Source organism: Streptomyces sp. NPDC002701 (assembly GCF_042889045.1).
Taxonomy (GTDB): Bacteria; Actinomycetota; Actinomycetes; order Streptomycetales; family Streptomycetaceae; genus Streptomyces.
In genome coordinates this window covers 35,704-62,160 of the sequence record NZ_JBIAQL010000028.1, presented here as the reverse complement: position 1 = coordinate 62,160, position 26,457 = coordinate 35,704, and the positions used below count along the sequence as shown (strand labels likewise).

The window sequence follows — 26,457 nt, the reverse complement described above, 5'->3', positions numbered from 1 at the left end:
GCCCCATTGCGGCCGAGCCGCTTCATCTCGTGCACGGAGAAGACGACCCGGCAGTGCGGGAGCGTGCGCCTTGACCTCCCACGCGGTCCGCAGCGCCTCCTCGAACTTCGGCCGTACGCGGACTCGGGTGCTGATCTTCTCGCTGAACATCTTGTCCCCCGGGATGCCGTACCCCGCGAGCGCGTCGAGCTGGAGTCGAGTTCCTGCCCGAGCGTCGAGCATCTCGCGTACCCGATGCGGATGTCCGCGCTCGGCAGGTCCGGATCGACTGGTGTCGGCGGCAGGGCGCCGGGCCGCGGTCGGCGGGGGTAGGCACCCAGCGCCTTCTTCAGCCGGGGCACCAGGGTGAGGCGGCGGGTGTGGTAGGCGGAGGCGACCGCTCCGCCGCGCGAGCGGCACGGCGAGCCGGGCTGCGCGTCATACTTCGGACACGCGTGCTGTTCGATGTCTTCCGCGTCCGACCGGTCGGTTGGCGAGGTCTGCTGAGGGTCCGTCATGAACCCGGATTTCACACAATGCAAGTCTCACACGGGGGTCACTCCCCCGTTTCGAAGGAGAACGGCTCCGAGTGCCGAGCGGGCCCCGAAGGCCGGTTGTTGGTCTTGCTCCCACAAGGGACCGTTTATGCGAGATCAGACTGTCCGCGAACGGCCTGAAACGTCCCTGCTGCGGTGAACGCGTCGGTGATCGGTGCGATGAGCGAGGCGAAGCGGCGGGCGCCTGCGTTGCCGATCGGTGCCCATAGCGCGGCGCAGTGCTCGTCTGTCTCCACTTCGATTCGCTCGCGCGCCGCAGTGCCGGCGTCGGTGATCACGCCATGGGAGTCGAGCCAGCCGCGCGCGACGAGGCGTGCCGTCGCCGCGCTCCACTCGTCGTCGTCCCACCGGCGGGTCGCTCGCGCCAGAGCTGTCGGGAGGCGGCCGGTCGCGGTGTGCAGAACGAGACAGTCGCACGGCCCGAGGCCGTTGTCGGCGAGTACGACGAGATGGGCGTCGCCGCGCCACTCGCGCGCCACCGTGATCTGCTGCCAGAGGGCGACGAGAGGATCGGGGGGAAGTACGACCGAGGCGTTCGCGGCGGCCAGCACCTTGCCGGCGTAGTCGGCACGGGCGACGACCGGGTCGATCAGCGAGCGCGCCTCGGCAAGGTGGTCGTCGATGAGATGTACGTCAACGCGCCGCATCGCCCGGCCGGCGGACAGGAAGCGGGCGGCCTGCCACCGCTCGGGCGGCGCGGCGTCCCATACGCCCGCCATGGCCTGCGCTGCCCGCGGACTGAAGTTGTAGAAGGCCGCGAGGGTGACCCGCCACGGAACTGCGCCCATCGCTGCCGACCGGAAGGCCAGATACGCCGGCCCGCGGTCGGTCACGCCGAGCTCGGCCGCCTCCTCGGCGGTCTCGGGGACGAGATATATGAACAGGTGAGCGGCGCTGACGGCGCGGCTGACGTCACGGACGGCGTTCAGGTCCATCGGGCCATCGCCGGTACGGGCGGAGGCGGGAAGGGTGTCGAGGTGCATGGCGGTGGTGTCTCCCTGAGTTGTGTGGCGCGGTCAGGCGGGTGTTTCGGCGGTAGCGGTCAACACCGCGCGGCCAAGGGTGTGACCGGCCATGGTGAAGCCGAGGACGGCCGGTGTGGCGTCGGCCGGGACGCCTGTCGAGGGGATGTCGAGGGCGTGCACGACGACGAAGTAGCGGTGCGGGCCGTGGCCGGCCGGCGGGGCGGCGCCGATGTAGCGGGCCACACGGGCGTCGTTGGGCAGCTGGTAGGCGCCTTCGGGTAGTTGTGAGCCAGTGTCGTCGCCGGCCCCCTCGGGCAGCTCGGTGACCGTGGCGGGGATGTCGGCGACCGCCCAGTGCCAGAACCCGGACCCGGTGGGGGCGTCGGGGTCGTAGACGGTGACGGCATAGCTCTTGGTGCCGTCCGGGGCGCCGCTCCAGGACAGCTGCGGAGATGTGTCCTTTCCGCCGGGCAGGCCGGAGGAGTGCTGCTCGGGCGGCCACGCGGCGCCGTCGGTGACGGTGGTGCTGGTGACGGTGAACGAGGCCGCCTGGGGGAGACGGGCGAAGGGGTCGTTGGCAAGCACAGGGGTCGTTCCTTTCCGGACGAGGGGGTCCTGATCGACTACACAATCGACAGTAACACGGATAATCGATTATCTGCGGGATCGTCTAGGATGGGCTCATGACTCAGACGGCGCACTCCTCGCCCCTGCCGGGGAAGCAGATGCTCTCCGAGCAGGTCTACGCACACCTACGAGACGCGATCATGCGCGGGGACCACCCACCTAGCGCCCCTCTCAAGCCGCAGGTCCTGGCCAAGGAACAGGGCGTGAGCCTGGCGGTGGTGCGCGAGGCGCTCGTGCGGATGGTCGGCGAGGGGCTGGCCGACAGGCTGCCCAACCGCGGTTTCGCCGTCCCGTCCTTCTCCGACCGCCGCTGGCAGGAGATCGCGGAAGCCCGCCGGACCGTCGAACCGGTCGTACTGCGCATGTCCATCGAGCGCGGCGATGTCGACTGGGAGGCCCGCGTGCGGGCCGCCCACCATCGTCTGGTGCGCACTCCGCCATACGCGCCGGAGGAGGGTGAGTACTACACCGCCGCGTGGGCCGAAGCCCACAGAGCCTTCCACCGCACGCTGCTGGAGGGGTGTGGCAACCGCGCACTGCTGGAGACCTTCGACCGAATGTGGACCGAGAGCGAGCTGGCCCGCCGTTGGTCGGCGCACCGCAACCCCGACCGGGACGGCGTCGAGGAACACCGCAGGCTGGAAGAGTCGGTGCTGGCCCGCGACGCCGACACCGCAGCAGCGGTCCTGGTCCAGCACCTCACTTTGACCGCGGCTGCTCTGACCGACGATTCAGGCAAGGCCACCCGGCCTCGCGCTTTCATGAAGCGTGCGGTCCAGCAGGTGATCAAGCAAGCAGAAAGTGCCCCTGACCAGCGAGAGTAAGAATTGCTGAGGTCCTTGTTCCCGCCCCTGTCGGAGCCACCTTCCAGGTGCAGCAGCCTCTCGGGCCGTATCCCCATGTCCTTGTCCGGGATGACGGCCGCGCCGTGGTCTCGCAGGCCGGCTCGGTCCTGCTGGTCGAAACGGTCCGCAAGACCGGCCTCAGCCAGGCCATATCCGCAGCACTCGCCCCCTGGCGGAAACCGCGGGCCGTCCATGACCCGGGCAAGGTACTCGTGGATCTTGCGGTGGCGGTCGCGCTCGGCGGGGACTGCCTCGCCGACATCGCGATGCTGCGGGCCGAGCCGGCCGTGTCCGGGCCGGACGCCTCCGACCCGACGGTCTCACCTCTGGTCGACATCCTCGCCACCGCGGGCAAGGAAGCACTGACCGCGATCCGCTCCGCGCGATCCGAAGTACGCCAACACGCCTGGACGTTGGCCGGCAATCGGGCACCGAACACTGGTGAGCAGGTGATCGTGGATCTGGACGGAGTCCTGGTCGTCTCCCACTCCGACAAGCAGGATGCCAACTCGATCTGGGAGAAGACCTACGGTCACCACCCGCTGATGGGATTCGTCGACCACGGACCGGGCGGGACCGGCGAACCCGTCGCCGCTCTGCTCAGGCCCGGGAACGCGGGCTCGAGCACTCCCGCCGACCCCATCGAGGCCACCCGCCTCACCCTGACCAACTGCCGAAGGTTCCGGCGCGGGCGGCAGACCCTGATCCGCTGCGACTCCGCGGGAGGCACCCACGAGTTCGTACGCTGGCTGTCCCACTCCGTCGGCATGGTGATCACGGCAGCCATCCACCAGCACGTCCTGAGAATCCCGGCATCGGCCTGGACCCCGGCCCTCGAGACCGGCGGCGAGGTCCGCGACGGAGCGTGGGCCGCCGAACTGGCCGGCGACATCCGTCAGGGCTGGCCGAAGGGCATGCGGCTGATCGTTCGAAAGGAACGGCCGCATCCCGGAGCCCAGTTGAGGATCACCGACGCGGATGGCATGCGGGTCACGTGCTTTGCCACCAACGGCAGCAACAGACCGGCCAGATACTCACGAAACCCCCGACGCTGAGCCAACGTCCTGAAGAGATCATCGAATCGGGCGGCGTACGCCTCCAACGGACCCGGAGCGGGCGGACACGGCAGCCGCTTCGTCATCTCAGGCTCCCCAGACCGCGTCGGCTATCCCATTTCCTGCTCCGTGGGGTACCCCACGTCCTTCTCGATGTCCTCAGTGGCTGCCACTTTTAGGCAGGGGCGCTCTCGCTCCCGTGTCCGGCTTGGGAGTGCCTCAAGAGGCAGGTACAGGGTGCGGTCGGGGGCGAGGACGACAGCGGCTTCGGTGAGCCCGTTCCAGCGGTGGCCGCGACCGTTGTAGCGGGGAGTGAGGTAGGACCATTCCAGGTTTCCGGCGATCATCGCCTCCAGCGCATCCAGGTAGACCCGGAGGCCGGTGTCGTCGCCTGCGAGGCCGGCGCGCAGCGTGGTGGCGTGGTGGTCGAATTCGCTTTCGACGCGGTGGATGGTCGCGGCGATGCGGTCGACGGCTGCCTGGAGGTCGCCGCCGTTCTCGGTGAGTGCAGACCACAACGGCACTGTCCCGGATCTGGCAGCAGCTCTGAACCACCGATCGGTGACTAGACCGCAATTAACAATGAACACCGTTTTCATGTAGCGTCGTGGTTCCACCCCTCACCGGAGGTTGCCATGACGGCACGGCGCGAGGTGTCCCTGGGCACGGTGCAGGAGACACTCCTCATCCCCCTGTACGCGCGTGCAGTGGAGAATCGCAAACCTGATCCCGCGCTGCGCGATGCCCGGGCCGAGGAGATCGTCGCCGCAATCGACTACGACTTCACCCGCTTCGACGGTTTGCCGAGTCTGGTGGGCTCCGTGCTACGCACCACCTTGTTCGATCGCTGGGTGTCCGATCTCCTCATCCGCTGCCCCAAAAGTACGGTGGTAGAACTCGGTGCCGGGCTGAACACACGCTACGAGCGGATCGACAACGGCCAGGCGCGCTGGTTCGAAATGGACCTGCCCGATGTCATCGACGTACGGCGGTCCTTCTTCACCGACACCTCGCGAAGAACGACGATCGCCGCCTCCGCGACTGACATGTCCTGGAGCGACACGGTCGCTTCCTCGTCGACGGCACCGTACTTCTTCGCCGCCGAAGCCGTCCTCCCGTTCCTCGCCGAGGACGACGTCCCTGACTCGGTCACCGGTATCGTCGGCCGGTTCGGCGGAGCCCTGCTCGCCCTGGACACCGCCGGCCCCGAAATCGTCGGCGCCCAGGACGAGCACGACGCGCTCAGCAAGGTCGAGGCACGCATGCAGTGGGCCTGCGCCGACCCGAACCAGATCGCCGCCTGGTGCCCGGGGGCCAAGGTGCTCGCTTCCTGCGGCGTCACCGGGCTGCCGTCACAGGTGAGCGACCGCCTTCCCCGCGCCTACCGGGAGATGCTCTCCGGTCTGGCCGCCCAGCGTCTGCCGCAGGCCGAGGAGTACCGGTTCAACCTCCTGCGGCTTCCGTAACACCCGATCGCCCCGATCGCCCCGTTCCCTGTTCCTGTTCCTGTTCCTGTTCCTGTTCCTGTTCCTGTTCCTGTTCCTGTTCCTGTTCCTGTTGAAAGGACCCTCGTCATGGCCGTTCCCAAGCGCAAGATGTCCCGCAGCAACACCCGCCACCGCCGGGCCCAGTGGAAGGCGAGGACGCCTCGCCTGGTGGACGTGACCGTGGACGGCGTGACCCACCGGGTCCCGCAGCACCTCGTCCCCGCATACCGGCGCGGCCTGCTGCGCCCGGAGGGCTGAAGGGATGCGGTCCCGACGCCTCCCGGTCACCGTGCTGTCGGGGTTCCTCGGCGCCGGTAAGACCACCCTGCTCAATCATGTCCTCACCAACCGCCAGGGTCTGCGTGTCGCGGTGATCGTCAACGACATGAGCGAGATCAACATCGACGCCGCGCTGGTGCGCGGCGGTGAGGCCGCGCTCTCCCGGACCGAGGAGCGGCTGGTGGAGATGACCAACGGCTGCATCTGCTGCACCCTGCGGGACGATCTACTGGAGGAAGTCGACCGGCTCGCGCGGGAGGACCGCTTCGACTACCTGCTCATCGAGTCCAGCGGCATCTCCGAACCGATGCCCGTGGCAGCCACCTTCGCTTTCGCCCGCGACGACGGCGCGGTCCTGGACGACGTGGCGCGCCTCGACACCATGGTCACCGTGGTCGACGCGGCCAACTTCCTGACCGAGCTGTCGGACGGCGACGACCTCGCCGAACGCGGACTCGCCCCTTACGAGGACGACGAGCGCACCGTGAGCGACCTGCTGATCGACCAGGTCGAGTTCGCCGACGTGCTCGTGCTCAACAAACTGGACCTGGTGGACGACGCCGAGGCCGACCGGCTGCGCGGAGTGCTGACCCGGCTCAATCCCCAGGCCCGGCTGATCTCCTCGGTCCGGGGCCAGGTCGACGCCCATGACGTCCTGGAGACCGGGAGGTTCAACCTCGAACGTGCGCAGCAGGCACCGGGCTGGGTACGGGAGTTGAACGGCCACCACATCCCCGAGACCGAGGAGTACGGCATCTCCTCCATGGTCTTCCGGTCGGCTGCCCCCTTCCACCCCGGCCGGCTCTGGGACTTCGTCATCCAGGACCTGGACAGCGGCACGTACGGCCGTGTGCTGCGTTCCAAGGGCTTCTTCGTCCTGGCCGGGCGCGACGGCCTGAGCGGTCTGTGGTCCCAGGCCGGCTCCGTCGCCCGCTTCGAACCCTCCGGCACACGGAACGATGACATGCCGTACGCCCAGGAAGTGGTGTTCATCGGCGTCGGCCTGCGGGCGGACTCGCTGCGTACCGCCCTGGAGGGCTGCCTCATGGCCGAGAGAGAGCCGATACCCGTGTTCGACCCGTTCCCCGGCTGGGACACCGGAGAGGTGTGCGAACACGAAGCCGAACACGGCACCCTCACCATCGCGAAGGTCGTCTGATCCGACGCGGGGCGGCCGGGCCGTCCGGCCGCCCCCCCACCACCGTGACGGGGGCACCTCCATGTATGGAACGCCCCGGGGCGAGTGGCGCTCCACCCGGCAACGCGCCGCCGTGCTGGCGGCGTTGACCGCCTGCGACGGCTTCACCTCGGCCCAGACCCTGCACGTGGCACTCACGGCGGACGGTGTCGAGGTGGGTCTCACCCCCGTCTACCGCACCCTGCACCTGCTGGAGTCAGCGGGTCAGGTGGACATGGTGCGCGACGGCGACGGTGAACGCCTCTACCGGCCCCGTCCCGCCGAAGGACACCGGCACTACCTTCTGCGCCGACAGTGCAACCTCAGTCTCGCCGTCGACTCCGATGAGGTCGAGCGGTGGGCGGCCGAGGTCGAGCGCGTCACCGGTTTTCACGACGTGGACCACACACTCGGACTGAGTGGAATATGCGACAGTTGCCGCGCCGGACACGAGGCCGGCCGGATCGGCACCTGATACGCCCGCGCCGCGCCCGATCACGGATCCAGGTGTGGTACGCGCGGTCATCGGGGGCTTGACCGATCGGCGGGCTGACCGAACAGCCGATGCTCTCCCGCGAGCCCGAACGGCAGGCCGAGTCGTGCCCAGTGACTCCGTTCACTCCCCCGCCGATGCGGCGGCACGACGGCGGGCGCCATGACAACCTCTTCCCTGTGACATCCCCCGAAGTCGCTGCGCCCGCATTCACTCAGTTCACCCGCCCGTCCGAACTGACCGACCCGCTAAGGCGGGAACTGTCGGTCTGTTGGGCGGCGGTGGTCAACGCGGGCGGGGCGGTCATTCCACCGGACTGCCCACTGCCGCCCGTGACACCGGCCGATGTCCAAGCAGCCGTGGACCGCCTCGCGGACGGCCTGGCCCCCGAACGCTGCCGGCTGCTCACGGCCACACTCGACGGCGCACTCGCAGGCTGGCTGGTCGTCCGCCGCGAGGCACACCCGCTGGAGAAGCACTGCGGCGTGGTCAACCACGTCCAGACGCAGGTCCAGCTCCAGGGTCTGGGCATCGGTGCCGCGCTGATGCACCGTGTCCGTCATGTCGCACGGGAGGAGATGGGCCTTGAACGTCTCAAGCTCACGGCGAGAGCGGGGCTGGGTCTGGAACACTTCTACCGCAGGGTCGGATGGACAGAGGTCGGCCGATGGCCGGGGGTGCTGCGCCTGGCGCCCGGGGAGGACCGTGACGAGGTTCTTATGAGTCTCGCACTGTGAACGCCGCTCACCGGCAGAACCCAGCGACGGTGTGAGAAACGCGTTCAGTCCTTCAGGGCCACCAGCACGCAGCTGTCCCCGACCTGCCACACCGGCGTGACGTGGCCGAAACCCGCCTGCCGGAGCAGTTCGGTGTGACGGCCCACGGAGAGGTGCTGGTTGCCGTCGCTCGAGGACGGGCGGCTCCTCTCGCGCTGCGCGAACAGATCGGTCAGCTCCGGGTCCGCAGCGACGGCCTGCCACCAGGATTCCCAGTCCTCGTCCCCGTGCCCGTGTGCACCGGTCCGCTCGACACGGCGGCGTCCCACGTGGGCGGTCAGATCAGAGCAGGGCGACCCGTCCGGAGGAAAGTGGTCGCCGTTGATCAGCGCGCCGCCGGGACGGAGCAGGGCGGCGAGACTGCGGTAGGTACGCAGCAGCACGGAGGCGGGAAGATAGTGCAGGGCTGTGGTCGAGACAGCGACATCCAGCCGGCGGTCGAGCTGCAGCGCATCCGTCCAGCCGTCCTCTCCGATCACCGCGTCCACGTACCGGGCGGCATCGGAGTAATGCGTACGCCCCAACTCCAGCAGTACGGGGTCCATGTCGACGGCGACGATCTCCGCGTCCGGCAGACGGCGGGCGAGCCGGGCGGACAGGGAACCGGGGCCGCAGCCCAAGTCGAGCAGGAGCGGCCGGTCGCGACCGGCACAGAGATGCTCTGTTACATCGGCGATCACCGCGAACCGCTCCTCGCGGTCCACCGCGTAGCGCTGCTGCTGCCGCTCCCAGCGCTCCACCCACATATCGGCCGCTCCCATGCTCACGCCCACTGACCGTGCCACCTCGTTCGTCCCTCACCTGTCACGACTGACCCACAATCTACAGGTGGAAACGGTTATCAATAGCCGTTTACTCCAGTGCACTCAGAACGGTCAGCAGGCGATCGATCTCCTCGTCCGTGTTGTAGACATGCAGGCTGACTCGTACGGACCCCTCCTCGTCATCGGTACCGGCCTGGCAGAGGCTGTCGGCCCGGACCATGAAGCCGTGGCTGTAGAGGATGAAGCCCAGGTCGTCGGAGGGGATGCCGGGGTGCCGGAAGGTGACGATGCCGTGTCTGCGCTGGGACGACGGCAGAGCGCTGTCTGCAGCCAGGCTGGCGGGACAGCCGAGGATCTCGTAGAACCCCAGGCGGTGCAGACCGTCGGTCAGGCGAGTGGCCAGTTCGGTCACATGACGGGCAATCCGTTCGGGCCCCGCCTCGCCCAGCCAGTCGAGCGCCGCCAGGAGCGACACGATGCCCGCGGTGTTGGGGGTGCCCTGCCAGCCCTCGGGCCGCAGCACCGGCCCTCGGGTGTTGCGCGCCCACACCGCTCCCGTGCCGGGCAGGGCCATCGCCTTGTGTCCGGAGAAGACGACGAAGTCGACGTCGAGGTCCGGGTCGCCGACCCGGACGGGGAGGTGGCCGACGCTCTGCGCGGCGTCCAGACAGATCGGCACGTCGGGACCGACGGCGGCGCGCAGGCGGTGCACGTTCATGTCACCGCCGTAGACATGGTGGACATGGGTCGCCGCGACGAACCGGGTGCGGGGGCCCACCATGTCGGCGAGGGCGCGGTGGTCGTAGTCTCCGGAGGACGCCTGGTGGGGAAGGCCCCGCACCCCTACGTCGACACCGCGATCGGCCAGCAGCCGCCGGGCTTCGAGCCAGGGTTCCAGGTTGGCCCGGTGATCGGCGAACGGGACGAGAATCTCATCACCGTCGGCGAGGTACGGCACGAGCCAGTCACGGGCGACCGTGCGCAGGCCCTCGGTGGTACCGCTGGTGAAATGGACGGTGGAGCGGTCCGGATGCGGGTCCCCCAGGAACTCCTTGACCCGTTCACGGGCCTGTTCCACCAGTTCCGTGGTGCGGTTGGCCCACGGATAGGTGCCGCGGCCCGCGTTGGCATTGGACGTGGTGAGGTATGTCCCGACGGCGTCGAGGACGGCCCGCGGTTTCTGCGAGGTCGCCGCACTGTCCAGATACGTCAGGTCCGGATGCGCGGTGACGATCGGGAACTGCGCCCTCAGGTCCTGCTGCCAGGAACGGACGTCGTCGAAGGTCTCCTCGAGCATGGTTCACTCCCTCACCAGCGGTGCGCCGGCGTCCCGCCAGGCCACGATCCCGCCCGCCAGGCTCCTGGCGTCCGGGTGGCCCATGCGGGACAGCAGCGCGGCATAGCGCAGCGACTTCTCCCCCACCGGACAGGCGAGCAGCACCGGGGTGCGTTTGCTGAACGGCAGCCCTCCCCGGACCAGTTCCTCGAAGAGTTCGTCGACGATGTTGAGCGAGCCCTCGATGTGCAGGGCGGCGTAGGCATGCGGACCGCGAAGGTCCACCACCATCGGACGGGGTTCCCCCTGCGCGATCCAGTGCCGCGCTCCGTCGACGTCGACCGCTCTCGCCTCCGCCCTGGCCTCGTCGGCACCGAGCGACGACAGGGACGGCCCGCGCCGCGTCCTGCCCAGGAGCTCCGGGCGGCGTTGACGCACATAGCTCAGGTAGCTCTCGGCCCGGTCGCAGACGATGAACACGGCGGTCTGGCGACGGCCGGTGCCGTCCAGTTCGGCGTCGACGGATGCCAGGTGGCGTACGGCTCCCTGATAGGCGGCGCCGCCGGTCGGTCCCGACAGCAGCCCGCAGCGGCGGATCAGGGTGACCATCCCGTCGATGGCCTGCTGCGAGGTGACCGGTGCAAGGGAGTCGTAGGTGACGGGGTCGAACAGGCCGACCTGGTGCACCTCGTCGATGGTGCGAATGCCGGGAATGAAGTCGGACTTGTCGGCGACCAGTCCGTGAACCCGTACGTCGGGGTCGTGTTCGCGCAGGACACGGGCGACGCCTGTGGAGGAACCGGCCGTGCCGACGCAGGCCACGAACCAGTCCGGCGCCCGCCCGTCGAGGTCCTTGACTATCTCAGGCCCGGTCCCGGCCGCGTGTGCCTCGACGTTGCGCGGGTTGAAGTACTGGTCGGTGTGCAGATAAGTACTGCCGGGCTCGGAGAGCGCCTGGTGAAAGCGGGTGAGCGGATCGTCGGTGTCGGTGGGGTCGAGGCACTCACTCTGTCCGGGCAGTTCCTCGATCTCGGCGCCGAGCAGCAGGAGCAGTTCCTTGATCTCCGGAACGCGCATCCGGTTGGTCACGCTCTTGAACTTCAGCCCGTGCATCCCGGCGAGCAGGGCGAGGGCCTTGGCCGTGTTACCGCTGGAGAGTTCCACGACCGTCCCGTCACCGCCGGTCGCGCCCTCCAGGTGGGGACGGGCCATGTGCCAGGCCGGCCGGTCCTTGACGGATCCGAACGGGTTGAGCATCTCCAGTTTGGCGTAGAGGTCGATGTGGCGCAGACCGTGTACGGACGGGTCGATGCGAACCAGCGGCGTGTTGCCGATGGCTTCCGTGATGCTGTCGTACCTCATGACGGCACTCCCTGCGGGTGCGTGAGCGGCCAGTAGTCCTCGTCCGGGCGCCAGTGCCAGGTGCCACCTTCTTCCGTGACCGCAACCGTCCGGGCCGTCGGCTGACGTTGCGCGTGGTGAGCGTGGAAGTCCATGGCATAACCGGCGGTGTTGACGAAGGCGAGCAGGTCACCCACACGAGGCAGGCGGGAGAGGAACACCAGCCGGCGGGTGATCAGATCGGCCTCTAGGCAGAGGTTGCCGACGATATGGACCCCGACCGGTCCGTCGTCCGCGGTCTCATGCGCGGGGCCGCCGCACGGCAGCAGCACGGGGTCGACCAGGACGCCGTGCTCCTCCAGGCTCACGTCCCCCGCGTTCATGCCGACCCGCACCAGGTACCGGTCCGGGCCGTCGCCCAGGGGGCGCACCTCCAGCACCCTCGCCAGCGACAGACCGCACTGGTCGACGAGGGCGCGACCGGGTTCGACGTACAGGTCGTGGAGGTGTTCCAGGAGCAGGGTGGCGGGCGGCCGGCCGAGGGCGGGAGCGGGCCGGGAGAGGAGTTCGTCGAGGTAGTCGGGTCCGGCGGTAGGTCGATGGGCGGGGTAGAGAGCGGCGCTGCCCCGTACCGTGCCGGCCTCGTTGCGCAGGCCGTAGCCATGGCCGCGCCAGGTCAGGGGCGGGCGGGTGCCGAGGACCGCCTCGCTCAACGCGGTCGTCCAGCGCTCCCAGTCGTCCGCGTGCTCGACGTAGCCGACCCCGAAGCCACCGCCGATGTCCACCACGCGTGGCGCGAGGCCCCGCGCGCGGCACTCGTCCATGAGTAGCACACAGTGCTCCAGGGCCCGGCTCTTCTCGTCAAGGCCGGTGGTGTCCAGGTGGTAGGCGAGGCCGACGAGGTCGACACTGTCCGCATGGCGTTCCAGGGCCGCCCACAGTTCGTCCGCCTCGGCGACCGGCGTTCCGAACCGGCTGCGGCGTGACAGCACCCGGGTGCCCGCGCCAGCGGTTCCGGCGTCCGCCTCGAACCCGGACAGGCGTACCAGCACGTCCGTCCTGCGCAGTCCGTACTCCTGTATCAGACCGGCCAGTTGTTCCAGCTCGGCGAGCGAGTCGACATTCACCGTCGCGCCCACCCGGGCGGCCAGCCACAGGAACTCGGGATCCTTCGGGCCGGTGGCCATCACCCGGTCCCCGGTGAAGCCGCAACCCAGCGCGTGCCGCAGTTCTGCCAGGGAGGCCACGTCGATGCCGACGGCGGCCGGGTCGCAGGCCGCGAGCCTGCGCACCAGGCTGCTGGAACGATTCGCCTTGTGCGCGAAGTACACCCGCCCGGCCAGGCGGTGACGGCGGTAGACGGACTGGAAACGTTCCGCGTTCGCGGCGACGATCTCCGGGAGCAGCACATTCAACGGCGATCCCAGCGCGTCCACGAGGGAGTGCAGGAACGGCGCGTTCCCCAGCAGGGAGGCGAGCGGTGGATCTACCCGCGGCCTCAGATACAAGGGCGCGTCCTTCACGAAGTACCTCCCGCGTCAGGCGACCATCGCGTCATCGTCCCGATGATCAGTCTTGATAGTCGTTTCCAACTACAGGCGCCGTTAAGCGTCTTTCGGCCGTGACCTCCTCCAGCCACGCCCCGGACCCAAAGCGCGCCACGACAAGCGGGCAGCGCAGGGATCAGCCCGAGGGCCCACTCGTCACCCCACGAGCCGCAAGAGGTCCGTAGTGATGTCGGAACCACCGCGTTCCCACCGCTGGCGCAGCTCCGACAGCGACCGCCCCATCCTCACTGGTCAGGCCCTTGGCGATCTCGCCCCAGAACGACCGCTCGACCTCGCGTCGAGTCGAGAGCTGTTCCGGCGACTTCATCGGTGACCGACCCGTCAACTCCGTCATCCAACTTGCTGGTCGTCCCACAACACACCTCTTTGATCAGGAGTGTCGCTACGACTGGTTGAACCTGTTCAATACTCGTCTGTCACGTTCACCGCACACCTCCTCGAGCCGGGTATCGACACTTCAATCGGCACCCTCGGCGACGCCCTGGACAACGTGCTCATGGAATCCCAGATCGTCCTTTACAGGACAGAGTTGATAAGCCCCGCAGGCCCCGGTGCGGCCTCGCCGACGTCGAACTCGGCATCGCGGAATGGGTCGACTGGTTCAACAACCAGCGCCTCCACACCGCGATCGGAGACATCCCACCCTGCGAGCATGAGACCAACCACTACGCTCGAAACCAGTCCCAACCGGCGGCTGAAGCCAAGCAACCCGATTCCACCCAACTCGGGACAGTCCGAAGCCTCCACCGATCCCGGAGCGGTTCAAACTGAACGCGAACGCCCAGTCGGCGTCGGATCGAGCCCGAAGCGTACACAGAGGCGGAAGCCACGATGTCCGAGTACCAGCACTATCAGTTCCTTGCCGTCGACCGGCCCCTGACCGACGCGCAGGTCGCCGAGGTCCGCAAGCTGACCTCCCGCGCCGCTCTCACCCGCACCACGTTCGTGAACAGCTATCAGTGGGGCGACTTCAAGGGCAGCTGCGACCGGCTCATGGAGAAGTTCTACGACGCCCACCTCTATTTCGCGAACTGGGGCTACCGCAAGGTCATCCTGCGATGGCCCGCCGATCAACTCCCGCTGCACACAGCAGCGAGGTATTGCACCGGCGCATCGGCCGACGCACGCCAGCACGGCAAACACGTCCTCATCACGCTGGTCTCCGATGACGAGAACGGGCAGTTCGACGACTTCAACGACCTCTTCGGCCTCGACGACCACGCAGACACCGACCGCGAAGAGCAATGGCTTCCCTCGATCGCCGAAGCACGCCTCGACGTCGCGGCCGGGGACATGCGTCTGCTCTACCTGGCCTGGCTCCTCTGCCTCAACAACAACGAACTCAACGACGACGATGTCGAGCCCCCGCTTCCCGCCGGCCTCGCCGCCCTTCCCGACTCCCTCACTGACCTGGCCGCCTTCCTGCGCGTCGACCCCGACCTGATCACCGCAGCGTCCTCACCTCTCCCCCACGCCGAACCCGAACCCACCCGCGCCGTGTATGAGTCCTGGATCAGCACGCTGCCTCAGACGGACAAGGACGCCACGCTGGTGCGCCTTCTCCACGACGAGGATCACCACGCTGTCGCTGACCTGCGCCGACGGTTCCGCCTGGCCCACCCGGACGTTCCCCCTCGCGAGCCCGGCCGGACCGTTGCCCAGCTCCGAGCTGCCGTGCCCACAGCTACTGCCGGGCGCCTCGCCCGCGAAGCGCGGGAAGAAGCCGAACGCGAGGAAGCCGAACGTCAACGCGCTCATGCTGCCCAGCAACGCCGGTTGACCGCCATCCAGGACGATCCCGAGGCCGCGTGGAGCCGCATCACCGAGATGATCGCGCACCAGAAAGGCCGCAACTACCCCGCCGCCGTTCGGCTACTGGGGGACCTGTCCACGCTCGCAGGCCGCGAGAGCACCAGCGAAGCCTTCGCCGAGCGCTACCACGCACTGCGCAGCCGGCACGCGACCAAGAAGGCCCTTCAGCGCCTGCTGGACGCCGCGGATCTCTGCGCGCCGTCCTGCGCCTGCACGAGCCGGGGCAACACCAGCAGATCCTGAACGTGACTCGGAATCTGGGTTGAGGGCGGGCCATTCGCCATTTGGCGCGTGGACGCCCCGACGGCTCTCAGTCGGCCTGACGGGCTGCAGCCATGATGGCGGCGATAATCCGGGGCCTTCCCCCAAGCCGGGCAATTAACGTTTTCGCAGGTCACGCAAGCCAGTTGAAGGATTTTCGGCGCAAGAACAACGGAGCTCGTTGGTACAGGCAGTCGTCCAAGACAGCTTGTACTTGAGGAGCTCCGTTGCCCTTTCATCATGTCCTGCCGGCCCCGGTGACGGCCATCACCCGTACGGTCACTGTGGCCGCGGGCCGGTTCGCGCCCGGGATCTGGGCGAGCTGACGGCCGTCATGCCGTTCGAGCTGGTCGACGCGGTCCTGGCGGAGACCCGCTCGGTGCAGAGACGGTTGCGTGATCTTCCCTTCGAGGGTCGGGATCTACGTCCTGCTCGCGATGTGCCTGTTCCCGGAAGTCGGCTACCGGCTGGTCCGGGACAAGCCGGCAGCCGGGCTGGCCGAGGTGCCGGTGGCCTCCCCGACGCCGAAGGCCCTGCGTCGTGATCTGTGCCGGCGCCTGGGCAGTGCGCCGGCCACGCCCCCGAACAGGCCGAAACACGCGTACACCCGCACCCAGCCTGGCACACCGCCCTCACCACCTCCATCGACGGCTTCGCCCACGCACAAGCACGAGTGTGGGAAACGATCACCCAACACGACGCCCCCGACGACTGGACACACACGCCATGCACCACGCCGCCACCGCCTGGGCCAAACAGCGCCAATAGCCCCAACATCAGGCAACCATAAGAATTGTGATGCATCGAACAGAAGGAGAAGAGATGTACAGGCGGTGGGTAGCGTTGAGTTATTCGCGGATCTCGGCGTTCACTGGGGGATGTGTATTGCCGTTGTCAGTGCCCAGGTTGGCGAGCAGGCGTAGTCCGTCCTCGGCAGGGCTGGCGGGGGCTGCGAACAACACCAGTAGCTCGATGCCCGATTCGTTCGGCAGCGCGAAATTCTCTTGGTGCAGTTCCAGCAGTCCGACCAGAGGGTGCCGGTATGCCTTGCGTCCATGGGTGCGGGCGCGCACGTCCGCGCGGGCCCACAGGCGGCGGAAGCGTTCACTGCCCATCGCCAGCTCGCCGATGAGTGAGGCCAGGCGGGGATCCTCGGGATATTTGCCAGCGGCCAGGCGCAGGTGCCCGACCGCGTCGAGAGTGCAGTTCTCCCAGCCCGCGTACAGGCCGCGCTCGGCTTCCTCGAGGAAGATGTGCCGGGCGGTGTTCAGGCCCGGCATCGGGCGGCCGTAGAGGAGTTTGGCGAGGCGGTTCCCGGCGAGTACGTCCGTGCGGTGGTTCATGATCAGCGCGGGTGAGTCGCCTACCAGGTCCAGGACGCGCAGCAGCTCCGGCCGGACCCGTCCGCTCGGTGCCTTCGCGTGGTGGCGGCGCTGTCGGGCAAGCCGGTAGAGGTGTCCGCGTTCGGTCTCGTCGAGGTCGAGGACGCGGGCGAGGGCGTCGAGGACCTGCTCGGATGGCTGGGTCGCGCGGCCCTGCTCCAGGCGTACGTAGTAGTCGACGCTGACTCCGGACAGGTGCGCGACCTCTTCGCGGCGCAGCCCTTCGACCCGGCGGCGGCTGTCGGTGGGGATGCCGGCGGCCGCCGGGTCGACCCGGGAACGCCGGGTCCGCAGGAAGCCCGCGAGATCGTCCATCTTCCCAGTATGGCTTCGGCGGGGGCCCGTGAGGGTGGTCCTGCCGTTACCAGGAAGTCCCGTCCGACGGATGAGGAGCCCCTGAATGCCGGACGGCGGGGCGTCCAGGATCGGAGGCATCCGATGTGAAGGAGTTCCCATGAAGACGCTGATCGTCTACGCCCACCCGGAGCCGAAGTCGCTCAACGGCTCGCTGAAGGACCTCGCGGTGTCCACGCTGGAGAGCGCCGGGCACGAGGTGCGGGTGAGCGATCTGTACGCGATGAACTGGAAGGCGGTCGTGGACGCCGCGGACTTCGGCCCCGACGCATCGAGCCCGCTGAAGGTCGCCCGGGAATCGGGCCGGGCCTTCGACGCCGGGACGCTCACGCCGGACGTCCGCGCCGAGCAGGAGAAGCTGCTGTGGGCCGACACGATCATCTTCCAGTTCCCGCTGTGGTGGTACACGATGCCCGCGATCCTCAAGGGCTGGGTGGACCGGGTGTTCAGCTTCCACTTCGCGTACGGTGTCGGCGAGCACAGCGACACGAAGTACGGCGAGCGCTTCGGTGAGGGCACCCTCGCGGGCCGGAAGGCCGTGTTGTCGGTGACCGTCGGCGGCCTGGAGCCGCACTACGCCGCTCGCGGGATCGGCGGGCCCATCGACGATCTGCTGTTCCCGATCCACCACGGCATCCTCTACTACCCGGGCATCGAGGTGCTGCCGCCGTTCGTGCTGTACGGCGCCGACCGGACGACCACCGAGGAGTACCCGGACATCGCCAAGGCATGGGAGCAGCGTCTGCTGACCCTGGAGTCGACCGAGCCGATCGCGTTCCGGCGGCAGAATTCCGGGGACTACGAGATCCCCTCGCTGCACCTGAAGGAAGGACTGGAACCGGCGGGCCGCACGGGTTTCGGCCTGCACGTGCGCGGCTGACCGCCAGCGATGGAACAGGACGAGCTGAGGCGCGAACCCGAGAGCAGTCCGAGAGCCGTGGTGACAGGGGCGGCCAGTTACCTGTTCTCGACCATGGGCCACCCCCGCTCCGCAGCTGCATCGAAGCCGGCCTCACGCCACGCCTGACAGGCAGCCACGTCCGTCACTGCAATCGACCTGCGCTGCCCTCCTTCGGGGCGGTGCACCCCTGCGCCTCCAGTGCCTGACGCTGCAGCTTCTACAGCTCGTCAAGCCGTAGGAGACGGCGCGGATGTGCCGGCGAATGCGCTGGTGAGGTGGTGGTAGACCTCGCGCGCGACGAAGCGCTTGAGGCATCGGAAGATGTCCTTCGTCTTGAGCCCTTCGAGGGTGCGCCGTGCGACGTACTCGCGGGTGCGCGGGTCGTGCCGCAGGCGGACCGGCACGATCGTGTGCAGCGCGCGGTCGGCCTGGACTCAGCCTCCGCCGGTCCCCAGCTCAGTCTCCACCAGCCGGTACATGTGCCGACGCGCGTCCTCCGTGCTCAGCGGAGGTGCCTGCCGCAGCCGCTGCAGGGCCAGTCCGTCCGAGAGGGCGGCGAAGCGGACGGCGAACCCGTCCGGATCGGCGCAGACGAACTCGCCGTCGGCGACGCCCCGTTCGACCAGCGAGCGGATCTGCCCGTGCCAGTCCTCGTACCGCTTGGCCTGGCCGCCGGCGAAGGCATGTTCGGGGTCCTGGTCGCGGTCGCCGACGCTCCAGTAGTCGAACCACATACGCCAGTGCCGGTCGGTGTCCTCCGTGAACAGCGCGTCGATCAGCAGCCGCAGCGCTTCGGCGCCGCCGGACGCCTCCTCGGCGGCGCCGTTCAGCGCCGCGTAGTAGCGCTCGATGTTGAGCACCATTGCCTCGGAAAGGATCTCCTGGACGCTGCCGAAGTGGTAGGTGATCGTGCCGACCGACACCCCGGCCGCGGCGGCGACGTCCCGCACGCCCACGGAGGCGTACCCGCGCTCGGCGATGAGCGGGACGGCTGCCTCCACGATGAGCCGGCGGCGCACCTCGGTGGGCTGGCGCGTGCGGTCGGCCGCGGCGACCGCACGACGGGGCGTCTTCGCGGCCTTCACGCGGACGTCCTCGGGGTGGTGCGGTGCCATGCGCGCTTGACCACTGTCTCTCCGTCCGCCCGTGCTTCCATCCGGCTGTCCATGATGAACTCCGTGGCTGTGGCCCGCAGCTCTGTACGCGTGATGATCTCAGCGTCCCAGTCCTCACCGCGCCGCAGCCGGATCACCCACTCGGAGACCGCCTGCGCGGACAGGGGGTCGTCGGAGCGGATCCGATACGTCTCCCGCGCGCTCTCCTCGTAGCGCAGCCCGTCGGGGTAGACCCGTGAGCCGCCGTAGTTCGGATCGACCTCCAGAGTCCATTCCCCCTTGGCCACGTCATACGTCACCAACCGCTCCGGTGCCGGAGCGACGGCCCGCTCGTGCTCGATGGCCAGCGGCACGGCCTGCTCGGGCTCCTCGAAACGGATGGGCGCGCGGCCCTCGTCGGACGCGGGGTCCCGCACGGGCAGGAGTACGGCGCTCTCGGCGGGCAGCACGGTCAGTTCGCCGCGTTCGCCGTGCGGCCACACCCAGGGCCAGTACGAGTCGGAGACGGCGACCCTGACACGGTGGCCCGGCGGAAAAGCGTACCCGACGCCGTTGAGCTCGAACTCCACCGTCTCGTACGTCCCCGGGGTCCACTCCACGGCCCGGTCTCGTCCGTGCCTGCTGAGCAGGTTGAGGACGCCGCGGGTGACGAGGGTGGACGAGCCGTCGGGGGCGACGTCGCAGATCCGGGCGATGACATGGGCGCGGGGTGTGGCGCTGTCGAGGCGGAGCCGGACCCGAGGGCGGCCGAGAATCTCCACCCTTCCCTCCAACGGGTCGGAGTCGAAGCAGACTGAACGCCCGTCCTCCTCCCGCTGGTCGGGCGGCAGATCACTCGCGTTGCCGAACGGGAAGAACCGGCCGGCGTCGAGACCGGTGTGCTGCGGTGACCGTACGAGGACGGGGATGGTGCCCTGCCCCAGGGGCCGCGCCTCCCAACCGATGCCGGGAGAGGGCCAGTCGGGCTCGCCGACCCATCGTCCCGGCATCACGTCGTACGAAGTGGCCGGCGGGACCGGGTCGTTGAGCCAGGCGCGCAGCAGCGGCTCGCGCATGACGTCAGTGTCCTCGTCCTTGAGGTGCTGGTCCCACCAGCGCAGGGTCTCCTGGAGGAAACCGATGGCCGGTCCGGGCGGCAGGCCCCGGTCCGGGTACTGGTGCGACCAGGGTCCGACGAGCCCGCGTACGCGGTCGGCGGGCAGGTGTTCCACGAGCCGCAGCACGGTGTCCCGATAGGGGTCGTTCCAGCCGCCGACGGCGAGGACCGCCGCGTCGATCGCCGCGTAGTCCTCGCAGACGCTGCCGTGCCGCCAGTAGTCGTCGCGCTGCTGGTGGTCCAGCCAGGTGTGCAGGAGAGGTTCGAGACTCTCGAGTCGCTTGCGCCACATCGGCAGCCACCGGTCCCGTCCCACGCTCGTCGGGTCCGGCGGGCGGGAGGCGAACGCCAGCATCGTGCCCGCCCAGGCGAGCATGTCCACGCCGAGGACGGCGCCGCCCATGTAGTGCACGTCGTTGTCGTAGCGGTCGTCCGTGGAGCAGACGGTGACGATCGCCTTCAGCGGTTCGGGGGCGAGGGCGGCGATCTGGAGGGCGTTGAAGCCGCCCCAGGAGATGCCGAACATGCCCACCCTGCCGGTGCACCATGCCTGTTCGGCCAGCCAGTTGACGACGTCTACGCCGTCCGCGAGTTCCTGGGCGTCGTACTCGTCGCCGGGGGTGCCTTCGCTGTCACCATGGCCGCGGATGTCGACGCGGACGGAGGCGTAGCCGTGACCGGCGTACCAGGGGTGGCGTTGAGCGTCCCGCGGGGCTGTCCAGTCGGTCTTGCGGTAGGGGAGATATTCGAGGAGGGCGGGGACGGGGGCAGTGGCGTCCGTCGGGCGCCAGATGCGGGCGTGCAGGTGGGTGTGGCCGTCCCGCGTGGGGATCCAGGCGTGCTCGATCATGACCTGCCGGTCGAAGTGCTCACGATATTTCAACTTCTTGGCTCCTTGTTGCTCGAGGGCTCCGCCCTCGGATCCCTGCTCCTCAAACGCCGGAAGGGCTGAAGTCTCCGCCCGTTGCCGCTTGATCTTTCAGTCCGTCCAGCGTTTGAGGACGAGCACGCCAGCGCGACAGAGGGGTCTGGGGGCAGCCTCCGGGAACGGGACGGGAAGGGGCGGCCCCCGGCTCACCCCACCGCTCGCCACCGCCGCACACGATGCCCCCCGCCGGTTGCATCCCCGTCACGGCTGGCCCACAGGTCACCCGCCTCCGCCGCGTCCACCCACACCGGCACCGGCCCGGCGACGAACCGCGCCTCGGGATCGGGCTCCAGCACGGCAGCCATCAGCTGCCGCGTGTACGGGTGCCCGGGATCGGAGAAGACCGCGTCCGTCGGCCCCTCCTCGACTATCACACCCCGCCACAGCACGGCCACCCGGTCGGCTATCCCCCGCACCACGGCCAGGTCGTGGCTGATGAACAGGCAGGCCAGCTCTCGCTCCCGCCGCAGGTCGTCGAGGAGACGCAGGACGTCGGCCTGGACCGAGACGTCCAGCGCCGTCGTGATCTCGTCCGCGATCAGTACGTCCGGCTCACCGGCAAGGGCTCGCGCGATTCCGATCCGCTGCCGCTGTCCGCCGGAGAGCTGCGCGGGCAGCCGCTCGGCGAGGGCGGGATCGAGGCGTACGTCGGAGATCAGCCGCCGGGCCCGTGCGGCGGTCTCGGCACGGGTACCGGTCGTGCCGAAGAAGCGCAGCGGCCGGCGCACCGCGTCGCCGACGGACCGGCGCGGGTTGAGGGAGGTGTCGGCGTTTTGGAAGACGAGCTGGACGCGGCGCCGCAGCGCCAACGGCCGCTTCCCGGCGGGCTGGGCGAGGTCGTCCGGCCCGTCACCCGGCTCGTGGCCGGGATCGCGGCGGGGCTCATGGCCGGGCGCACCACCTGATCCGTGGCCCGGCCCATGCCTCATCGTCCCGCCGGACGGCGTACGCAGTCCCGCCAGTGCCCAAGCGAGCGTCGACTTGCCACTGCCCGACTCCCCGACGAGTGCGAGGACCTCGCCCCGCCGGACGTCGAAGGAGACACCGTCCACCGCACGGCTGGTCCCGTAGTCGATGGTGACGTCCCGCGCGGTGACGGCGACCGGAGCCCCGTCGGGGATCACGGCCCTCGGCCGCACCTCCCGCTCCCCCGCCTCACCCACCCGTGCGAGCCCTTCATCGTCGAGCCGCGGCACACTCGCCAGCAGGCGCTTGGTGTACGGGTCCTGGGGCGCCGCGAAGAGCCGGCCGGTGGGCGCCGCCTCCACGACCCGGCCGGACCGCAGTACGGTCACCTCGTCGGCCATGTGCGCGACCACGCCGAGGTCGTGGCTCACCAGCACGGCGGACAGGCCGAGTTCATCGCGCAGCGCGCCGATCAGGTCGAGGACGCCGCGCTGGGTGACGACGTCGAGCCCGGTCGTCGGTTCGTCGAGGACGAGGACCTTGGGGCGGGCCGCGATGGCCATGGCGATGGCGACGCGCTGCTGCTGGCCGCCGGAGAGTTCGTGCGGGTAACGGCGGGCGAGTTCGGCGGGGCTGGGCAGCCGGACCTGTTCGAGGAGGTCCACGACAGGGACGTCACCGCCGGCCTCCGCGATCTGGCGTCCCACGCGTATGGAGGGGGTCAGTGCCTGCCCGGCGTTCTGCGCGACCATGGCGACCGTGCCGCCCCGCAGCCGCCTCAACTCCTTTGCGGACAGTGCGAACACGTCGGACCCGGCGACCCGTACCGAGCCGCTCGTCACCCGCGAGCCGTGCCGCAGGTGCCCCAGCAGTGTCGCGGCGACGGTCGACTTGCCGCTTCCCGACTCGCCGACCAGCGCCATTGTCTGCCCGGGCAGCACCTCCAGGGACACCTCGCGCACCACGGACACGTCGGCGTCCCCCGAGCGGTAGGCCACGGACAACGCGTGCACGGACACCAGCGGGTCCCCTGACACGAGCGGGTTCACGGTCACGTCGGCTGTCATCAGGACCCCTCCCTGATCCGGTCGACGCCCCATGCCTTGGAGAGGCCGTCGGCCGCGAGGTTGAGCCCCACCACGAGTGTGGCCAGGGCGGTGATCGGTGCGAGGCTCGCCATCGGGACGACGGTGATGGCGGTGCGGTTCTCGGCCACCATCAGGCCCCAGTCGGGCGTCGGCGGATCGGCGCCGAAGCCGAGGAAGGACAGCGACGAGATCAGCAGGACGACCCAGGAGGCCCGCATGGCGAACTCGACACACACCACGTCGGTGATGTTGGGCAGGATCTCGCGGCGCAGGATCGCCCAGGTGCCCTCACCCCTGGCCCGCGCCGCGGTCACGTAGTCGGCGGGCGCGACCGCCAGAGCCGCGCCCCGGACCACCCGTACGACCTGGGGCACGTACACGACCGCGATGGCGAGGACGATGACCGACGGGCCCGTGCCCAGCGCGGTGACGACGACCAGCAGGGCGAGCACCGACGGGATGGAGAGCACCGCGTCGAGCACCCGGCCCAGGACGTCGTCGAACCAGCCGCCCCGCAGCGCGGCGGCGCACCCGACGACCGTGCCGATCAGGATGGTGACGAGGGTCGCGGCGACGGAGACGCCGATGGCGTACCGGCCGCCGTACAGAACGCGGGCCAGGACATCACGGCCGTATTGGTCCGTGCCCGCCCAGTGGCTTCCACTGGGTCCGAGCAGCGCCTGGTCGGCGTTGTTGGCGATCGGGTCGTACGAGGTGAGGACCGGGGCGAGCAGCGCGATCAGGACGTGGACGGCCACGATCGCGAGGCCGCTGGCCGCCGCCCGTGAGGAGCGCACGGTGCGCCATGCGCGGACCACGGCGGACGGTGGTGCGGCGGGGGCCGCGGGTGTGGACGCCGGGGCGTCGAGAGTGGTCATCGGGTCCTCCCGCGCGTACGGAGCTTGGGGTTGAGGGCCATGGCACCGAGGTCGGCGGCCAGGTTGCAGACGACGTACACGACCGCGCTGATCAGGGCGATGGCCTGGATGACGGGCAGGTCCCGGTTCTGGACGGAGGCGAGCATCAGCTTTCCGATGCCGGGGTAGTTGAAGACGTTCTCGACGACGGCGACCCCGCCCGCGAGCCAGGCGACGTTCAGGGCGATGACGTGCAGGGTCGGCAGCAGGGCACTCGGTAGTGCGTGCCAGATGACGACCCGCCAGCTCGACAGGCCCTTGAGTCGAGCCGTGGTGACGTATTCGCTCGCCATGACGTCGATGACCGAGGTGCGGGCCATCCGGACGATGTAAGCGGCCATGACGATCGCGAGGGCGAGGGCGGGCAACCACACGGCGGGCATGAGCTGGCCGGCGCTCGCCTCGGGGCCGTACAGGACGACCGCGGGGAACCAGGGCAGGGCGACCGAGAAGCAGAGTACGAGCACGGTGGCGACGACGAACTCGGGGACGCTCATCCCGACCAGGCTGACCGTGGAGATGAGGTGGTCCGGCCAGCGGTCGCGGTACAGGCCGGCGAGGATGCCGAGAACGATCGAGCCGGTGACGGCGAACACGACGGTCACCAGCGCGATGAGCGCGGAGTTGCCGAGGTACATGCCGACTTCGCCGCCCACCGTCTTGCCGGACACGAGGGAGGACCCGAAATCGCCGTGCAGCGCGCCGCCGATCCAGTCGGCGTACCGCTCCCAGGCGGGCTGGTCGAGTTTCAGTTTCTCGCGGAGAGCGGCGACCGCGTCCGGGGTGGCGTCCTTGCCGAGGACCTGGGTGGCGACGTCGCCGGGCAGGGCCTGGACGGCGAGGAAGACCAGGACCGAGGAGAGGACGAGGGTCCCGAGGGCGGCGAGGACGCGGCGGGCGATGAACGAGAGCATGGTCAGGCTCCCTTCAGGCCGATGCCGAGGTAGTCGAACTCGAAGCCGTGCTCGGCGTATCCGCGTACCTTCCGCGAGATGCCGACGAGCCGGTCGGCGAACATGGGGGTCATCGCCCCGCCCTTCTCGACGACGAAGGTCTGTGCCTCGCCGTAGAGTTCGCGCCGCCGCTCGTCGTCGGTCTCCTGCCGCGCCCGGTCGAGCAGCGCGTCGAACGCCTTGTCCGACCAGGCGGTCTCGTTGTAGGAGGAGCCGCCGCGGAAGACCTGCGTGAAGAGCTGGTCGACGGGTCTGCCGGTGTACCAGTAGGTGGCCATGAGCGGCTTCTTCATCCAGATCTGCGTGTAGTACGAGTCTGCCGAGGCTGTCTTCACCCGGACCCGGATGCCGGCCCGCTTGGCCGAGTCCTGGTAGGCGAGGGCCATGGGCGTGAAGACCGGGTCGTAGGAGGAGGTGTAGAGCTCGACCGCCAGGCCGTCGTGGCCCGCCTTCTTCAGCAGGTGCCGGGCCTGTTCCGGGTCGTGCTCGGGGTGGGTGGCGAGGTGGGCGGGGTCGCTCGGCGGCACAGGGTTGTCCCAGCCGGGCGTGCCCGCGCCCTGGAGGGCGACCCTCACCACGTACTCGGGGTCGTAGGCCAGTTTCATTGCCTGCCGGACGCGTACGTCGGTGAAGGGCTTCTCCGTGGTGAGCATCGGCAGCACGTACCACTGGGCGTTCTCGACGCGGGCGATCGTCGCGCGGTCGGAGGCGGCGACGACCCGGGCGGTCGCGAAGTCCAGGTTGGTCTGCGAGAGGAGATCGACCTGGCCCGCGAGCAGGGCGTTCGAGCGGGCCGACATGTCGGCGACGGAGTAGAAGTCGATGGCGTCCAGGACCGGGCGGCCCGCCCAGTGGTTCCTGAACGCGGTGATCCGGCCGGGCCCTGCGGGTGCGAAGGACTCCAGCTTGAAGGGACCCGTACCGATGCCGGTGCGGCCGATGCCCCGCGCGCTGCCCTCGGGGATGACGTAGCAGTTGTAGTGCGTGAGCAGGCTCGGGAACTCCGCATTGGGGGTCTTCAGCGGTACGACGAGGGTGTGGGCGTCGGGAGTGCGCAGCTTCGCCGGGTCGATCAGCGGGGCCAGGACGGCGGCCTGCGGGGACGCCGTCGCCTTGTCGAGGATGTGGCGCAGGGTGTATGCGGCGTCGGCAGAGGTGAGTTCGTGGCCGTCGTGGAAGCTGACGCCCTTGCGGAGACGGAAGGTCCAGGTGCGGGCCTTGGCGTCCGGTTCCCAGGACTCGGCGAGGTCGGGTGCGAGATCGCCGCCCGGGCCGATGCGGACCAGCCGGTTGTAGAGGGCGCCGAGGTATTCGTACGCGGACAGGGCGCTCGCCGGGTCCAGGGTCTCGGCCTCGGAGGCGGGCGGCCTGGCGATGCGGAGTGTTCCGCCGCGATCGGGGGTGCCCTGCTTCGCGCCCTTGGGTAGGGCGGGGACGGCCGAGGCGCCCGTACAGCCAGTGAGCAGCCAGGACGCACCGAGCGACGCGCTGCCCGCGCCTGCCGCGGCAAGGACGGAGCGCCGCCCGGGGTGATGGATGTCGGGCATGGGCCGAC

25 protein-coding genes and 2 pseudogenes are annotated in these 26,457 nt (G+C 69.4%); 12 read left to right on the top strand and 15 right to left on the bottom strand.

Going from position 1 to position 26,457, the window contains the following annotated elements; translation table 11 throughout:
- Positions 1-622: 622 nt before the first annotated feature.
- Entirely contained in the window at positions 623-1,519 is an 897-nt protein-coding gene (locus tag ACFYXC_RS37405) for a hypothetical protein (RefSeq protein WP_389557097.1), read from the bottom strand.
- Between the two features lie 33 nt (positions 1,520-1,552).
- A complete protein-coding gene (locus ACFYXC_RS37400) occupies positions 1,553-2,086 on the bottom strand; it encodes a YbhB/YbcL family Raf kinase inhibitor-like protein (RefSeq protein ID WP_389557096.1) in 534 nt (177 codons plus the stop codon).
- Positions 2,087-2,184: 98 nt separating this feature from the next.
- On the opposite strand from ACFYXC_RS37400, the gene ACFYXC_RS37395 reads away from it, so the two are divergent.
- Positions 2,185-2,952 carry a GntR family transcriptional regulator gene (locus tag ACFYXC_RS37395; RefSeq protein ID WP_389557095.1) on the top strand — a complete coding sequence of 256 codons (768 nt, stop codon included), beginning with the start codon at positions 2,185-2,187 and terminating at the stop codon, positions 2,950-2,952.
- A 47-nt stretch (positions 2,953-2,999) separates the two neighbouring features.
- Positions 3,000-3,998, top strand: a pseudogene (locus tag ACFYXC_RS37390) (IS1380 family transposase); the annotation flags it as partial.
- A 140-nt stretch (positions 3,999-4,138) separates the two neighbouring features.
- Here ACFYXC_RS37390 and ACFYXC_RS37385 read toward each other — a convergent pair.
- Entirely contained in the window at positions 4,139-4,627 is a 489-nt protein-coding gene (locus tag ACFYXC_RS37385; protein ID WP_389557093.1) for a hypothetical protein, read from the bottom strand.
- A 36-nt stretch (positions 4,628-4,663) separates the two neighbouring features.
- Between ACFYXC_RS37385 and ACFYXC_RS37380 the strand changes: the two genes are divergently transcribed.
- The 5 genes from ACFYXC_RS37380 (at position 4,664) to ACFYXC_RS37360 (ending at position 8,201) form a co-directional block, all read left to right on the top strand.
- Positions 4,664-5,494, top strand: a complete 831-nt coding sequence (locus ACFYXC_RS37380; RefSeq protein WP_389557091.1) for a class I SAM-dependent methyltransferase — start codon at positions 4,664-4,666, stop codon at positions 5,492-5,494.
- A gap of 108 nt (positions 5,495-5,602) precedes the next feature.
- Complete coding sequence (rpmF, locus tag ACFYXC_RS37375) at positions 5,603-5,773, top strand: 50S ribosomal protein L32 (RefSeq protein ID WP_388925702.1); 171 nt, start codon at positions 5,603-5,605, stop codon at positions 5,771-5,773.
- Positions 5,774-5,777: 4 nt separating this feature from the next.
- A complete protein-coding gene (locus tag ACFYXC_RS37370; protein ID WP_389557089.1) occupies positions 5,778-6,953 on the top strand; it encodes a GTP-binding protein in 1,176 nt (391 codons plus the stop codon).
- A gap of 61 nt (positions 6,954-7,014) precedes the next feature.
- Positions 7,015-7,446 (top strand): Fur family transcriptional regulator, encoded by a 432-nt coding sequence (locus ACFYXC_RS37365; RefSeq protein WP_389557087.1) that lies wholly within the window; start codon positions 7,015-7,017, stop codon positions 7,444-7,446.
- A gap of 350 nt (positions 7,447-7,796) precedes the next feature.
- Entirely contained in the window at positions 7,797-8,201 is a 405-nt protein-coding gene (locus tag ACFYXC_RS37360) for a GNAT family N-acetyltransferase (RefSeq protein WP_389557085.1), read from the top strand.
- A gap of 44 nt (positions 8,202-8,245) precedes the next feature.
- On the opposite strand, the gene ACFYXC_RS37355 is transcribed toward ACFYXC_RS37360, so the two are convergent.
- The 4 genes from ACFYXC_RS37355 to ACFYXC_RS37340 form a co-directional block, all read right to left on the bottom strand.
- Positions 8,246-9,013, bottom strand: a complete 768-nt coding sequence (locus ACFYXC_RS37355) for a class I SAM-dependent methyltransferase (protein WP_388925777.1) — start codon at positions 9,011-9,013, stop codon at positions 8,246-8,248.
- 79 nt (positions 9,014-9,092) lie between these two features.
- Positions 9,093-10,301 (bottom strand): aminotransferase class V-fold PLP-dependent enzyme, encoded by a 1,209-nt coding sequence (locus ACFYXC_RS37350; protein WP_389557083.1) that lies wholly within the window; start codon positions 10,299-10,301, stop codon positions 9,093-9,095.
- Between the two features lie 3 nt (positions 10,302-10,304).
- Positions 10,305-11,642 (bottom strand): pyridoxal-phosphate dependent enzyme, encoded by a 1,338-nt coding sequence (locus ACFYXC_RS37345; protein WP_389557081.1) that lies wholly within the window; start codon positions 11,640-11,642, stop codon positions 10,305-10,307.
- Entirely contained in the window at positions 11,639-13,144 is a 1,506-nt protein-coding gene (locus tag ACFYXC_RS37340) for a Y4yA family PLP-dependent enzyme (RefSeq protein ID WP_389557079.1), read from the bottom strand. Before ACFYXC_RS37340 ends, ACFYXC_RS37345 begins: the two co-directional genes overlap by 4 nt.
- Positions 13,145-13,594: 450 nt before the next feature.
- On the opposite strand from ACFYXC_RS37340, the gene ACFYXC_RS37335 reads away from it, so the two are divergent.
- The 4 genes from ACFYXC_RS37335 (at position 13,595) to ACFYXC_RS37320 (ending at position 16,185) form a co-directional block, all read left to right on the top strand.
- Positions 13,595-13,960, top strand: coding sequence for an integrase core domain-containing protein (locus ACFYXC_RS37335; RefSeq protein WP_389557120.1), 366 nt, complete (start codon positions 13,595-13,597; stop codon positions 13,958-13,960).
- Positions 13,961-14,020: 60 nt separating this feature from the next.
- Positions 14,021-15,244, top strand: coding sequence for a hypothetical protein (locus ACFYXC_RS37330; RefSeq protein WP_389557077.1), 1,224 nt, complete (start codon positions 14,021-14,023; stop codon positions 15,242-15,244).
- 352 nt (positions 15,245-15,596) lie between these two features.
- Positions 15,597-15,806 (top strand): hypothetical protein, encoded by a 210-nt coding sequence (locus ACFYXC_RS37325; protein ID WP_389557076.1) that lies wholly within the window; start codon positions 15,597-15,599, stop codon positions 15,804-15,806.
- On the top strand, positions 15,706-16,185 hold the full coding sequence (locus ACFYXC_RS37320; protein ID WP_389557118.1) for a hypothetical protein: 480 nt from the start codon (positions 15,706-15,708) through the stop codon (positions 16,183-16,185). Before ACFYXC_RS37325 ends, ACFYXC_RS37320 begins: the two co-directional genes overlap by 101 nt.
- Here ACFYXC_RS37320 and ACFYXC_RS37315 read toward each other — a convergent pair.
- A complete protein-coding gene (locus ACFYXC_RS37315) occupies positions 16,111-16,959 on the bottom strand; it encodes a helix-turn-helix transcriptional regulator (RefSeq protein WP_389557074.1) in 849 nt (282 codons plus the stop codon). The two genes, ACFYXC_RS37320 and ACFYXC_RS37315, sit on opposite strands and share 75 nt — an antisense overlap.
- Before the next feature lie 139 nt (positions 16,960-17,098).
- On the opposite strand from ACFYXC_RS37315, the gene ACFYXC_RS37310 reads away from it, so the two are divergent.
- Entirely contained in the window at positions 17,099-17,878 is a 780-nt protein-coding gene (locus ACFYXC_RS37310) for an NAD(P)H-dependent oxidoreductase (protein ID WP_389557072.1), read from the top strand.
- A gap of 248 nt (positions 17,879-18,126) precedes the next feature.
- Here the strand turns inward: ACFYXC_RS37310 and ACFYXC_RS37305 are convergent.
- From ACFYXC_RS37305 to ACFYXC_RS37275, 7 genes and pseudogenes are all read right to left on the bottom strand, one after another.
- Positions 18,127-18,330: pseudogene (locus ACFYXC_RS37305) on the bottom strand (IS110 family transposase); the annotation flags it as partial.
- A 3-nt stretch (positions 18,331-18,333) separates the two neighbouring features.
- Positions 18,334-19,014: a TetR/AcrR family transcriptional regulator gene (locus ACFYXC_RS37300; protein ID WP_389557070.1), complete on the bottom strand. Its 681-nt coding sequence runs from the start codon at positions 19,012-19,014 to the stop codon at positions 18,334-18,336.
- Complete coding sequence (locus ACFYXC_RS37295; RefSeq protein WP_389557068.1) at positions 18,981-20,993, bottom strand: CocE/NonD family hydrolase; 2,013 nt, start codon at positions 20,991-20,993, stop codon at positions 18,981-18,983. Before ACFYXC_RS37295 ends, ACFYXC_RS37300 begins: the two co-directional genes overlap by 34 nt.
- Before the next feature lie 191 nt (positions 20,994-21,184).
- The gene (locus ACFYXC_RS37290) at positions 21,185-23,011 is read right to left on the bottom strand and encodes a dipeptide ABC transporter ATP-binding protein (RefSeq protein WP_389557066.1); all 1,827 of its coding nucleotides are present in this window, start codon (positions 23,009-23,011) and stop codon (positions 21,185-21,187) included.
- The gene (locus ACFYXC_RS37285; RefSeq protein ID WP_389557064.1) at positions 23,011-23,910 is read right to left on the bottom strand and encodes an ABC transporter permease; all 900 of its coding nucleotides are present in this window, start codon (positions 23,908-23,910) and stop codon (positions 23,011-23,013) included. The genes ACFYXC_RS37290 and ACFYXC_RS37285 overlap by 1 nt, the downstream gene beginning before the upstream one ends.
- Positions 23,907-24,863 (bottom strand): ABC transporter permease, encoded by a 957-nt coding sequence (locus tag ACFYXC_RS37280; RefSeq protein ID WP_389557062.1) that lies wholly within the window; start codon positions 24,861-24,863, stop codon positions 23,907-23,909. Before ACFYXC_RS37280 ends, ACFYXC_RS37285 begins: the two co-directional genes overlap by 4 nt.
- 2 nt (positions 24,864-24,865) lie before the next feature.
- The gene (locus ACFYXC_RS37275) at positions 24,866-26,449 is read right to left on the bottom strand and encodes an ABC transporter substrate-binding protein (RefSeq protein ID WP_389557061.1); all 1,584 of its coding nucleotides are present in this window, start codon (positions 26,447-26,449) and stop codon (positions 24,866-24,868) included.
- Positions 26,450-26,457: the final 8 nt, after the last annotated feature.